The organism is Halorubrum sp. SP9, from assembly GCF_005435015.1.
GTDB classification, from domain to species: Archaea; Halobacteriota; Halobacteria; order Halobacteriales; family Haloferacaceae; genus Halorubrum; species Halorubrum sodomense.
In genome coordinates this window covers 1-208 of record NZ_SGXU01000829.1, presented here as the reverse complement: position 1 = coordinate 208, position 208 = coordinate 1, and the positions used below count along the sequence as shown (strand labels likewise).

Sequence of the window (208 nt, the reverse complement as noted above, 5' to 3'; positions counted from 1 at the left end):
CTCCTGCCGCTGCATGTCGTGGCGGCCCATGTACACGGTTGTATCGAGGTTCAACAGGGCACCAACCATCGCGGTTGCGGTGCCGTGTTGACCGGCGCCTGTCTCTGCGATCAACCGGTCTTTCCCAGCTCGTTTTGCCAGCAGCGCCTGCCCCAGCGTGTTGTTGAGTTTGTGCGCTCCGCCGTGGAGCAGGTCTTCATGCTTGAGA

The 208-nt window shown here is 61.5% G+C and carries 1 protein-coding gene; it reads right to left on the bottom strand.

Annotated elements, in window-relative coordinates:
• Positions 1 to 208, bottom strand: a 208-nt coding sequence (locus EXE45_RS19450) for a pyridoxal-phosphate dependent enzyme (RefSeq protein WP_137695236.1), incomplete at both ends; no start/stop codon positions are given.